The sequence below is a fragment of the Rhodococcus sp. MTM3W5.2 genome (assembly GCF_001984015.1).
GTDB classification, from domain to species: domain Bacteria; phylum Actinomycetota; class Actinomycetes; order Mycobacteriales; family Mycobacteriaceae; genus Rhodococcus_G; species Rhodococcus_G oryzae.
Genome location: NZ_CP019572.1, coordinates 415,062 through 426,986 on the forward strand (window position 1 = coordinate 415,062; position 11,925 = coordinate 426,986).

Annotated in this window: 8 protein-coding genes and 2 pseudogenes; 6 read left to right on the plus strand and 4 right to left on the minus strand. The window is 69.4% G+C overall.

Going from position 1 to position 11,925, the window contains the following annotated elements:
* Positions 1–28 precede the first annotated feature (28 nt).
* From BTZ20_RS01985 to trmB, 3 genes and pseudogenes are all read right to left on the minus strand, one after another.
* Positions 29–2,661, minus strand: a pseudogene (locus BTZ20_RS01985) (MMPL family transporter).
* Positions 2,661–3,380: an NYN domain-containing protein gene (locus BTZ20_RS01990; protein ID WP_077040191.1), complete on the minus strand. Its 720-nt coding sequence runs from the start codon at positions 3,378–3,380 to the stop codon at positions 2,661–2,663. The pseudogene BTZ20_RS01985 and the gene BTZ20_RS01990 overlap by 1 nt, the downstream one beginning before the upstream one ends.
* Positions 3,377–4,137 (minus strand): annotated as a pseudogene (gene trmB / locus BTZ20_RS01995) (tRNA (guanosine(46)-N7)-methyltransferase TrmB). The gene BTZ20_RS01990 and the pseudogene trmB overlap by 4 nt, the downstream one beginning before the upstream one ends.
* 366 nt (positions 4,138–4,503) lie before the next feature.
* Between trmB and BTZ20_RS02000 the strand changes: the two are divergent.
* The 5 genes from BTZ20_RS02000 (at position 4,504) to BTZ20_RS02020 (ending at position 10,138) form a co-directional block, all read left to right on the plus strand.
* Positions 4,504–5,172 (plus strand): hypothetical protein, encoded by a 669-nt coding sequence (locus BTZ20_RS02000; protein WP_145982163.1) that lies wholly within the window; start codon positions 4,504–4,506, stop codon positions 5,170–5,172.
* Entirely contained in the window at positions 5,169–6,596 is a 1,428-nt protein-coding gene (locus BTZ20_RS02005) for a hypothetical protein (RefSeq protein ID WP_145982164.1), read from the plus strand. Before BTZ20_RS02000 ends, BTZ20_RS02005 begins: the two co-directional genes overlap by 4 nt.
* Before the next feature lie 73 nt (positions 6,597–6,669).
* Complete coding sequence (locus BTZ20_RS02010; protein ID WP_077043405.1) at positions 6,670–6,969, plus strand: DUF6802 family protein; 300 nt, start codon at positions 6,670–6,672, stop codon at positions 6,967–6,969.
* A 220-nt stretch (positions 6,970–7,189) separates the two neighbouring features.
* The gene (locus BTZ20_RS02015; protein WP_077040195.1) at positions 7,190–7,906 is read left to right on the plus strand and encodes a hypothetical protein; all 717 of its coding nucleotides are present in this window, start codon (positions 7,190–7,192) and stop codon (positions 7,904–7,906) included.
* A gap of 402 nt (positions 7,907–8,308) precedes the next feature.
* On the plus strand, positions 8,309–10,138 hold the full coding sequence (locus tag BTZ20_RS02020; RefSeq protein WP_077043406.1) for a phosphoenolpyruvate carboxykinase (GTP): 1,830 nt from the start codon (positions 8,309–8,311) through the stop codon (positions 10,136–10,138).
* Positions 10,139–10,230: 92 nt separating this feature from the next.
* Here the strand turns inward: BTZ20_RS02020 and BTZ20_RS02025 are convergent, their stop codons facing one another.
* On the minus strand, positions 10,231–11,208 hold the full coding sequence (locus BTZ20_RS02025) for a cation diffusion facilitator family transporter (RefSeq protein ID WP_077040196.1): 978 nt from the start codon (positions 11,206–11,208) through the stop codon (positions 10,231–10,233).
* 140 nt (positions 11,209–11,348) lie between these two features.
* Here BTZ20_RS02025 and BTZ20_RS02030 point away from each other — a divergent pair, with 140 nt between their 5' ends.
* The gene (locus BTZ20_RS02030) at positions 11,349–11,861 is read left to right on the plus strand and encodes a hypothetical protein (RefSeq protein ID WP_077040197.1); all 513 of its coding nucleotides are present in this window, start codon (positions 11,349–11,351) and stop codon (positions 11,859–11,861) included.
* Positions 11,862–11,925 lie beyond the last annotated feature (64 nt).

Genomic DNA, 11,925 nt, shown 5'->3' on the forward strand with positions numbered 1-11,925 from the left:
ACCCGACCGGCGGCTGCTCGCCCCGACCTCAGTCCTCCTGGTGGCGGGCGAGCAGCTCGCTCACGCTCACTGTCGGCGAGCCGGCCGAGTGCCGGTGCCTGCCCTGATCCTCGGGCGCGCCCGCGGACTGCTCCGAGCCGTTGGTCTGCGGGGGAGCCGCCTGCGGGGGAGCCGCCTTGGGCGGCCGCGGCACCTTCAGATCGGCCAACCAGCTCTCGATCGGACGGGAGTCTCGCTCCGCCTGCGCCGGGGCGGGTGCAACCCTGCTCGACGGTGGCGGGGCGGGAGCCCGACGCGGGGCCTGCTCCGGCGCGACGACGGGCGGGTGTGCCCGGGGAATCGGCTCGGTCAGCGGTTCCGGCAGCGGCTCCTCGTGCTCGGCGATCGCGGTGGCTGCCGCGGTGCGCGCGGGCAGGACCTGCTCGACCGCGGCCCTGGTGAGCGGGACGGGATTCGCGGGCCTCGGTTCGACCGGGACGGGCATCGGGGGCGTCACGATCACCGGCACGTCGGACGGCATCCGCTCGTCCTCGAGGACCGGCTCGCCCAGGCCCAGCTTCTCCTGGATGCGCTTCATCCATGCGGGCGCCCACCAGCAGTCGTCGCCGAGCAGCTTCATCGTCGCGGGCACCAGGAACATCCGGATCAGGGTGGCATCGATGACGAGCGCGGCGATCATGCCGTAGGCGATGTACTTCATCATCACCAGCTCGGAGAACGCGAACGCGCCGGTGACGACGATGAGGATCAACGCGGCCGCGGAGATGATGCGCCCGGTGTGCGCGGTGCCGACCCGGACGGACTCGGTGGTGCTGGCGCCCTGCGCCCGCGCCTCCACCATCCGGGACAGCAGGAACACCTCGTAGTCGGTGGACAGGCCGTAGATGATGGCCATGATCAGCACCAGGACCGGCGACATGATCGGTCCAGGCGTGAAGTTGAGCAGCCCTGCGCCGTTGCCGTCGATGAAGATCCACGTCAGGATGCCGAGGGTTGCGCCGAGGCCCAGCGCGGTCATCAGCACGGCCTTGATCGGCAGCACCAGCGATCCGAAGGCCAGGAACATCAGCAGCGTGGTCAGCAGCACGACCATGGTGATCATCAGCGGCAGGTTGTCCAGCAGCGCGGCGATCGAGTCCTGCTCGATCGCCGGGGTCCCGCCGACCAGCATGGTCACCCCGTCGGGCACGTCCATCGCGCGGAGGTAGTCGATCGTCGCCTCGGAGTCGTTGCGGTCGACCAGGCCGGCCTTGAAGACCGTCACTCCGTCCTTGGTCGGGTTGTTGATCGTGAACTTCTCGACCAGACCGGGCGCCCCGTTGGCCTCCTTGACGATCTGGGTGATCTGCGCGCCCTGGGCGCCGTCGAGCACCAGCTTGACCGGCTCGGACCGGGAGTTGGGGAACAGCTCGTTGAACTCGCCCTGCGCGACGCGGGTCGGGTTGTCCGGGGCAGGTAGGTCTCGTTGATGCCGCCGAACTTGATGTTCGAGATCGGGATGGTGAGCAGCAGCAGGCCGATCACGATCGGGATGGTCACCTTGAGCGGGTGCTTCATCACCCACTGGGTCAGCCGGCCCCAGACGCTGTTCTCGATCTCGTCGGTGGTCTTGGTCTTGCGCATGAAACTCAGTCCGAGCGCGTCCACCCGGCGGCCGAGAATGGCGAGGATCGCGGGCAGCACCGTCACCGAGATCACCGCGGCCAGGATGACGGCCGCGATGGCGCCGTAGGCGACCGACTTGAGGAAGCCCTGCGGGAAGATCAGCAGGCCGCCGAGGCTGGCGACGATCATCGTCGCCGAGAAGATCACGGTGCGCCCGGCGGTCATGACGGTTCGGCGGACGGCGTCGCCGGTGCTGTAGCCCTCGGCGATCTCCTCGCGGAAGCGGCTGACCATGAACAGGCCGTAGTCGATCGCCAGGCCGAGGCCGATCAGGGAGACCACCGGCACAACGAAGGCGTTGACCTCGGTGAAGTGGGTGATCAGTTTGACCACGCCGTTGGCGGCGATGATGGTCAGGCCGCCGACGATCAGTGGCAGGGCTGCGGCGACGACGCCGCCGAAGATGAAGAACAGCAGGACGCCGACGGCCGGGATGGCCAGGATCTCCATGCGGTGCACGTCGTTGGCCATGGTGTCGTTGAGCGTGCCGGTGACCGGCTGCAGTCCGGTGAGCTGGACGTCGACCCCGTCGATGTAGAACTCGTCGCGGACCTTCTTGAAGTTCGCGGCGACCTCGGTGTCGTTGTCGCCCTTGATGGCGACGCTGGCGAACGCGTGTTCCTTCGAGGGATCGGCCATCAGGGCGATCTTGGTCGACCAGTAGCTGGCGTTGATCTTGAGAATCTCGTCCGGGTTGTTCGCAGCCAGCTCGTCGAGGCTCTTGGTGATCTTCGCGCCGAACGCCGGGTCGTCGACCGTTTTGCCCTCGGGCGCGGTGTACACGGGGATCACGTCGGCGACGGTGTCGCGTCCGAAGGTGCCGTCGGCCAGCTTGGCCGCCGCCACCGATTCGGAACCGGGGTCGTCCCAGCCGCTCTGGCTGAGATTGTTCTCCAACCCGAGGCCGTACGCGCCGAGGGCGAGCATCAGCCCGACCATCGCTCCGATCACGGCGAATCGGAGGCGGTAGACGAGTCGGCCCCAGGTGGCGAACACTATTGAACTCCTTGACGCCCGATGAGCAGGGCCGACAGCGGTCTGAACGGCTGCAACCAGGCACCCTCGTCGGGCAGGGACTCCAGGCTCACCCGCGGCAGCGGCTCGCGGAACACCCCGGGGATGTCCTCGAGGTCTACGAACTCGAGGGTCTCCGAGGCGACCGCCCAGCTCGCGTGTTCGCGGAAGCCAAGAACCTGCACCGGAACACCGGTTGCAGCGATGTCCTCCAACGGTTCGCGAAAAGCCTGACCGTCGGCGGAGGCGACCATGATCCCGGCCAGCCCGCCGTCCCGAGCGCGAAGGGCGATGTGGTCGAGCATGTCGGCGTCGACATCGCTGTCCTCATCGATCTTCGGCTTGGCGAACACCGCGAAACCCACATTACGCAAGGCCTCGACCCACGGGCGGACGACATCTGCGCTGCCCGAGGCGATGTTCGTGAACACCGTCGCCTCCGGCTCGAGGCGCACCGCGCTGGTGCCGGACAGCTCGGCGGTCCGGCCGAGGAGCCAGCGTCCCAGGGCGTCGAATCGTGGCCGGTAGGCGGCGGTGGGGCGGCCACCGAGGATCGCGCCGAGGCCCATGTCCAGGTTCGGCGCGTCCCACACCAGCAGCACCCGCTTCTGGTGCCGCACCTCACGAGTCTCGTCCGCGAGTGAGTTTGCCCCCACGGCGTCGGTCGGTGTCGTGTCCGGTAACCGCTCGCTCACACTCATGCTCGAACCTTTCCCCAGATCAGCTCTGTGATGGGTCGGCCAACCTGCTGCGCCTTGTTCTCGAATTTGGTGACCGGTCGTTCGTGGGTCATCGGCGAATCGGCCGGACCCTGCGCGAGATCTTCCCAGTCGAGCGGCGTCAGCAGCGGTTCGGCATTGCCTGCCTCGGCGATCCACTCGGCGTACTCGGCGTGATCGGTGGCGACGTGCAGCACGCCGCCCGGCATCAGCCGCTCCGCGATCAGCTTGAACGTCGGCCCCTGCAGCAGCCGGCGCTTGTGGTGGCGGGCCTTGGGCCAGGGGTCGGGGAAGAACACCCGGACGCCGGTCAGCGACTCCGGTCCCAGCATGTTCTCGAGCACGTCGACGGCGTCGCCCCGCAGCACCCGGATGTTGGGGATCGAGTCCCGCTCGATCGCCTGCAGCAACTGGGCGAGGCCGGGCCGGTAGACCTCGATCGCGATCAGGTTCGCGTGCGGCTCGGCCTTGGCCATCGCCGCGGTCGCGGTGCCGGTGCCGCTGCCGATCTCCACGATGGTCGGGGCCTCGCGGCCGAACCACCCGGCGACGTCCAGCGGAGCGTCGGAGACATCGGCGCCGATCGTGGGCCACAGCCGGTCCCAGGTCTGCTGCTGAGGGTCGGTCAGGGCGCCGCGGCGCGAGCGGAAACTGGTCACCCGGGGTACAGGCGGGAACCCTGTTCGGTGGCCCCTGCCACCCGGGATTTCGCGTCATTCACCCGACCATTGTCACGCATGACGGAGGGTTGTGGCAGGTGGGTCTGAAGTGAAAGTTGAGACTTTCCCGGGCGGGTGCCGCCGAGCGGGGGTCAGGAAGCGGGCCGCGCCGCCGCGGCAGCCGCCCCGTGGACAGGTCGCGACCTGCCGTTTCGGTGATGCGATCGACGAATTCCTGGCCTCGTGGTGCGTCGGGCCGCGGAGGCTGCGATCATTCGGGGCGCGCCGGGGGGCGCGTTCTTTTCTTTGGGGGTGGCGCGATGGCGTCGATGGAATTCGATGCGACGGTCGACGGGTTACGACGATCGGCGACGGAGGCGGATCCGGCGGCCGGGGCTCTGGTGAGCCGGGCTGTGCGGCGGTATCGCGCTCCGGTGCGGATAGAGGTGACTGGGCGTGCTGGCGTCGGTCGGTCCGCGGTCATCACGGCGCTCGGTCCGATGCAGGCGGCCGAGGTCGTCGAGACCCCCGCCTGGGACGTGCCGGGCGCCGAGGACCCGGATCTGACCGCGGAACTGATCGTGCTCGTGGTGTGCGACCCGCCGCGCCGCGCCGACGTGGCCGCGGCGGGCATCGCGGGGGATCGGGGGCTGGCCGTCCTGCACAAGGCGGACACGCTGGCCGACTCCGCTGTCGCCGCCGAGCGCGCCGCGGCGGTCCTCGGTGTGCCCTGCCTGCCCGTGGACAGTCGGTCGCAGTTCGGGGTGGCCGATCTGCGGATCGCGGTCACCGAGCGGCTCGAGGCCTGCCTGGCTGCCAGGGCAGCGGCGCTGTCGGCGGAGCTGCGGGCGCTGATCGGGACCGCGAGCCTCCGCGACGCGGTGGAGGAGTACCTGGCGGGCGACGAGGCGCTGACGGTCGCGGTCGCGGCGATCCTCCCGCAAGAAGGGGAGCTGCCGGCGGAGCCGCCGCCGGACGATCCCGCTCTCGCGCTGCGTCGGGCCCGGACGTGGCGGGGCCGGATGAACGGCGGCTTCGACGCGCGCGGCACCAGGGCGGCTCTGACGCTGCACCGGAGCGCGGTTCGGCAGTGGGCCCGCGGGGAGGTCCGGTGAACGACACGGTGCCGCCGGAGTTGGCCGCGGTCCTGCGACGGTGGAACCCCGGCGCGCTGGCCGGTCTGGAACGGCCCGCGCCCCCCGAGCCGGATCCGGACGGCGCGGTGACCGTTGTGGTCCTCGGCGTGCCCGGCAGGGGTCGCGGCGATCTGATCGCTGCGCTCGCGGAGGCCGGGGCCGGGAGCCGCGAGCTGCGGTTCGCCGAGGCGCCCGATCCCGCGGCAGGCGTGGCCCTGATGGTGCTCGACGCCGCGGCGCCGCTCGGTCGGGAGGAACTCGAACTGTTGCGAGGCGGCGCCGAGTCCGCACACACGGTGCTCTTCGCGCTCACCGACGTCGACGCGCACCACGACTGGGCGGCGGTCGCTCGGCGGAACACCGAGCTGCTCACCGAGCACCTGCCCCGGTTCGCGGGTGCCGTGATCCATCCGGTCTCCGTGCCGGACGGTCACGGTATCGAGGAGTTGCATGCGGCGATGCTCGAGGCGACCACCGCCGTCCCCGAGCGACGGGCACGGCTGCGCATGCGGGCCGCGGGCGCGGCCGAACAGGCCGGGGCCCTGATCCGGGCCTCCGCCGAATCGCTGCGCGCGACCGACGACACCGCGGCGCTGCGGGCAGAGCGGTCCGCGCTGGTGGCAGACCGGGACGGGTGGCGCGGCGATCGGGCCGCGGTCCTGCGCAGGCTCACCGCGCTGGCCCGGGTGGAGCTGGCGCACGAGGTGAGCGACCAGGTGCGGGCGGAGTCCGCCGCCGCACGGGAGGCCATCGACCGAGCCGACCGCACCGCACTGGCGGCATACCCGCAACACCTGCGGGACGCGATCGCGGCGCTCACCGCGAGGGTGGACGCGGCTGCGGATGTGCGCCTGGCCGAGGTCAGCGCGCAGGTGCTCGGTGCGTCGCTGCCCGACGAGAACCGAACGCCGACGGTGCCTGCGATCGAGCCGCCCACGCCGCGGCACCGCGGGCTCGAGGACCGGATGATGATCGTGTTCGGGGCGTCCGCCGGGCTGGGGCTCGGCCGGATGGTGATGGCTCCGCTGTCGACCGTGCCCGCGCTCGACCTCGCCAGCATCCCGGTGACCCTGCTTCTCGGCGGCGGCGCCGCGTGGTGGCTGACCCGGGCCCGCGGGCACCTCGCCGATCGCGCACACCTCCGCCAGTGGGCGGTGGAGACGCTTGCGGCGGTGCGGTCGGTGTTGGAGCAGCGGGTGCTTGGTCGGCTGGTCGACACCGAGGCCCGGTGCGCGGAGGCGGTCCTGGCGAGGCATCGCGAGCGCACACGCGAGTCCGAGGACCGGCTGGCCTCGCTCGATCGGCAGCTGCGGGAGCGCGCGGGCAGCAGGGCCGGGAAACTGGCCGCCTGCGACCGTGACCTCGCCGTGCTGGAGGCCTTTGCGAGCGTCACCGTTCGGTAACGGCGGAACCGCCAGTGGCGGCGCTGCGTCCAATCAGTAGCGACCAGTCCAGCCAACGGAAGGAGTCGTGGTGATGATGCACGACGACATGCTGCTGCTCGGCACGCTCGGCCCCGCCCAGCACCCGATGGGCCCCGACGCCGGCGACATGGAGCTGCACGCTCCCACCGTGGACCTCGACGGCGACGGGATCCTCGACACCAGGACCTACTCGACGGGCGGGACCCTGTATGTGGCCTCTGACCTGGACGAAGACGGGTTCGCCGATCACATCACCGCCGTCGAGGGCGACGGCGGGTACGAGTCGTGGCAGGCCAACCGCGGGGCCGACGGCGAGGTCCGGTGGGCCAGGACCGACCACGGCAGCCTGTAGGCACCAGGCGTCGGATCCGCGGCCTGGGTGTAGCGGATCATGAGGGGGCGGGGCTGTGCGGTGGGCGATTTTTCGCAATTGCCTGTGGGGTTGGACACTTGTCCGTATAAAGGTCACGGTGCGATGACCTCGCCCACCCCTTGCAAATCCGGCGCCCGTCGGCCGTGACAGTCCGGCACTACGTGGTTGGCGCTGTAACTGATCGAATGGAGATCTCCACATGTCTCACACCCCGATGCGCCGCGCTGCGGCAGTGGCCGCGTCTGCTGCCCTCGTTGCGGCCGGCCTGACGGTCGGCCTCGGCGCCGGCACCGCCAGCGCCGCCGCGTGCAACCAGTCCAGCACGCACAGCAAGAACGACATCTCGACGTGGGGGATCACCCACAACTACTCCAAGACGGTCTCGGCCACCCAGGCCGCCCCGGGCACCCTCGTCACGTACACGACGGTCGTCTCCACCACCGGCATCGGTAACCCGTATGTCAACACCATCAACGACATCCCGCCGGTGGGCTTCGGCGCGCCCGTCAAGGCAACGGTGACGGCGTTCTCGGTTGGCATCCCGACCGGCCAGCACGAGGCCGACGTCACCCCCTCGGCGAACGGTGAGGGCTGGAAGGTGACCAGCACCGGTTGGTTCGTCAACTCCGGCAACCCGGTCACCCTGAAGATGACCTACAAGGTCCCGGACAACTCCGTCCCGGGCTCGCAGATCACCAGCCGGGGCACCGGCGTCGCCGGCACCGTCGGCGTCGGCGAGGAAATGCCGAACCTGACCGCCTGCTTCACCGTGCGTATCCCGAACCCGGGTGAGGCCCTGCTCAGCGTCGCGGACGGCACCGGCACCGGTTCCGCCGAGGGCCAGCTCAGCTCCACCGGCTCGATCAGCGACGTTCTCGGCGACACCATCAGCAACGTCATCAAGAACGGCAGCTAGTCCTTTCTGAACAGCTAGACCACGAACACCTCCGGAGATGACAGGAGGGGGCCGTCGGGGACCCCTCCGAGGACGAGCGCTCGGTCCTCAGTCACCTCCGGGGTGTTCGGCTGTCTCCGGCCGTCTCAGGCCCGCGCGCGGCACGGAACGCCCCGCGTGAGATCACTGAATCGGTCTTGTGACTCATCGGACAAGACCCGATTCCCTACGGGGGACACTCAGCGTTAACCTCGTAGCAGGACACCCGGCGCCCGTGTCCTCCGTTTGCCGTCTGCGTTCGCACGCATGCGTCGACGGAGCAGCGGGATGCGCCCCGCCGAGAGGGGAAAACCGACTACATCGTCAAGTGCATTCGTGCAGCTGACGGTGGTTGGACGGTACCGGCACACCCAGGAGAGTTTGATGACCTCAGCGACCATTCCCGGTCTGAACGGAACTGACGGCACCGCACCCACCTCGCACAGCGAGCTGCTCGCCTGGGTGCAAGAGGTTGCCGAGCTCACCCAGCCCGACCGCGTCGTGTTCGCCGACGGCTCCGACGAGGAGTGGGAGCGGCTCACCGACAAGCTGGTCGAGGCGGGCACCTTCACGCGCCTCAACGCGGAGAAGAAGCCGAACTCGTTCCTCGGCAATTCGGATCCCTCCGATGTGGCCCGCGTCGAGTCGCGGACCTACATCTGCTCCCGCGAGGAGATCGACGCCGGCCCCACCAACAACTGGATGGACCCGGTCGAGATGCGCGGCCTCATGACCGACCTCTACCGCGGCAGCATGCGCGGACGCACCATGTACGTGGTGCCGTTCTGCATGGGCCCGCTCGGTGCCGACGACCCGAAGCTGGGCGTGGAGATCACCGACTCCGAGTACGTCGTCGTCTCGATGCGCATCATGACCCGGATGGGCCAGGCCGCGCTCGACAAGCTGGGCTCCGACAAGCCGTTCGTGAAGGCGCTGCACTCCGTCGGCGCGCCGCTGGCCGACGGCCAGGCCGATGTGCCGTGGCCCTGCAACGACACCAAGTACATCACCCACTTCCCCGAGGACCGCGAGATCTGGAGCTACGGCTCCGGCTACGGCGGCAACGCCCTCCTGGGCAAGAAGTGCTACTCGCTGCGCATCGCGTCGGCCATGGCCCACGACGAGGGCTGGCTGGCCGAGCACATGCTGATCCTCAAGCTGATCTCGCCCGAGGACAAGGCGTACTACGTCGCGGCGGCGTTCCCCTCCGCGTGTGGCAAGACCAACCTCGCGATGATCCAGCCGACCATCCCCGGGTGGCGCGCCGAGACCCTTGGCGACGACATCGCGTGGATGCGCTTCGGTGAGGACGGCCGCCTGTACGCCGTCAACCCGGAGTTCGGCTTCTTCGGCGTCGCGCCGGGCACCAACTACGGCTCGAACCCCAACGCGATGAAGACGCTCGAGGCGGGCAACTCGCTGTACACGAACGTCGGACTCACCGACGACGGCGACGTGTGGTGGGAGGGCCTCGAGGGCGATCCGCAGCACCTGGTCGACTGGAAGGGCAACGACTGGACCCCCGAGTCCGGCGAGAAGGCCGCCCACCCGAACTCGCGCTACTGCACCCCGATGTCGCAGTGCCCGATCCTGGCCCCCGAGTGGGACGACCCGCAGGGTGTGCCGATCTCGGCGATCCTGTTCGGCGGCCGTCGCAAGACGACCGTCCCGCTGGTCAGCGAGTCCTTCGACTGGCAGCACGGCACCTTCCTGGGCGCGACGCTCTCCTCCGAGCAGACCGCCGCGGCCGAGGGTGCGGTTGGCACCGTTCGCCGCGACCCGATGGCGATGATCCCGTTCATCGGCTACAACGCCGGTGACTACCTGAACCACTGGATCACCCTCGGCAAGAACGCCGACTCGGAGAAGCTGCCGAAGATCTTCTACGTCAACTGGTTCCGTCGCGGCGACGACGGCCGGTTCCTGTGGCCCGGGTTCGGCGAGAACTCCCGCGTGCTCAAGTGGATCATCGACCGCATCGAGCACAAGGCCGGCGCGCAGGCGACCCCGATCGGCTACGTGCCGACCGCGGCCGACCTCGAGCTGACCGGGCTCGACGTCGAGGCCGCTGACGTCGACGAGGCGCTGGCCGTCAACGTCGACGAGTGGAAGCAGGAGATCCCGCTCATCACCGAGTGGTTCGAGTTCCTCGGCGAGAAGGTGCCCTCCGGCATCCGCGACGAGTTCGAGGCGCTCAAGCAGCGTCTGGGCTAGTCCGACCCAGTTCTCCACCGATGCCACATCGGTTCACCCCGCGTGAACCGGTGTGGCATCGGGTCGTTCAGGGGGAGGGTGCGGTCCCTGTGTCAGGCGAGCAGGCTCGGCTCGTCCTCGTTCGACAGCGTGAGCACGGCCTTGACGATGTGCGGGTGCGCCTCGAGCTGACCCTCCAGGTCTCGCAGGATGCCTGCGACCGTGTGCTCGGCCAGGTCGCCCACCAGGTCGACGCCCGCGACCAGGTACACCTGCCGGGGGCCCAGGTACTCCATCCGCAGGAACGTCACCCGGCTCACCTCGGGAAGCGACAGCAGCGTCTCGAGACCCGCGCCGCGCAGCTGCGGCGACGCCTCCTCGCCGACCAGGAACCGCCGGTTGCGGTCGATGAGGATCAGCGCGATCACGCCGAGCAGCACGCCGACCGCGATGGAGCCGATGGCGTCCGGGATCGGGGACCCGGTCAGCTGGTGCGCCAGCACGCCCGCGAACGCGATCACCAGACCGATCAGCGCGGCGGCATCCTCGGCGAACACGGCGCGGACCGTCGGGTCGGACGTCTTGAGCGCGTGCTCGAGCAGATCCCGGTCGGCGTCGGAGGCCTCCGTGCGCAGCTGCCGGAACGCCTGCCGGAAGGAGATGGCCTCCAGCACGAACGAGATCCCGAGGACCGCATAGGCCACCCCGAAATCGCTGGCCGGTTCCGGATTGAACAGTTCCTGGACACCGTGGGTGATCGAGACGCCCGCGCCGAGGGCGAACAGGCCGAGTGCCGCGAACATCGACCAGATGTAGGCCTCGCGGCCGAAACCGAGCGGGTGTGCCTTGTCGGCCGCGTGCCTGGATCGCCGGTTGGCGATCAGCAGCAGCACCTCGTTTCCGGTATCCGCCCAGGAATGGGTCGCCTCGGCGACCATGGAGGCGGAACCCGTCATCGCGGCGGCGAACGACTTCGCCACTGCGATAGCGAGATTCGCACCGAACGCGAGAAGCACGGTGAGGGTGCTCTCGTCGCCTGCGTCGGGCTTCTGCCCCGGACCGGAGTCGGGCTGTGCATCGGACTGGCTCACTCCCGAACAATAGGCGCCGCGCCCGAGTCGTGTGAATTGTCCAACCGTTGCGCGGATCGTCCACGCGAGACCCCCGGACGCCTTACCCTTTCGGTTTGTCAGTGTTCATGTGGACATACGTTCAGTTGAGAGGGTCGAATATGCAGGCAGCAACCCGGGGCGGTCTCAAGCGTCTCGCCGGCGGTGCGGCGATCGCCGTCGCCACCGTCGCCACCGTCACGATGACCATGCCGGCCACGGCATCCGCGGCGTCGATCCTGCCGCCCGAGGTCAACGCCTCGTCGTCGGGCAACAGCATCACCATGTCCATCAAGAACCCGAACCCCATCCTGAGCCTGACCGGATGCCAGGCCTTCGTGGTCAACGCGGCGGACGTGCCCGCGGTGGTCGAGAACCCGGTCAAGCTCCTCGATCCGGGCGTGGTCGTGTACCCGAACGTGGCGAACCCGCTGACGCTGTTCGGCGCCCTCCCCGGCATGACCGTCAACAGCACCACCAACGAGATCCCGACCGGCGTGTACGGCGTCATCGGCGGGTGCGTGAGCCTGCTCGATCTCATGAACCCCGTCATCGACAGCCCCAAGATCATGCAGGTGGGGCTCCTGCCCGGCGGCAGCTCCGACGGCAGCTCCGCCCTTCCGTTCGGCAGCTAGTCCACACAGGCGAACGGCCCCGCGAACCGAGTGGTTCGCGGGGCCGTTCTGCGCTGTCTGTCTA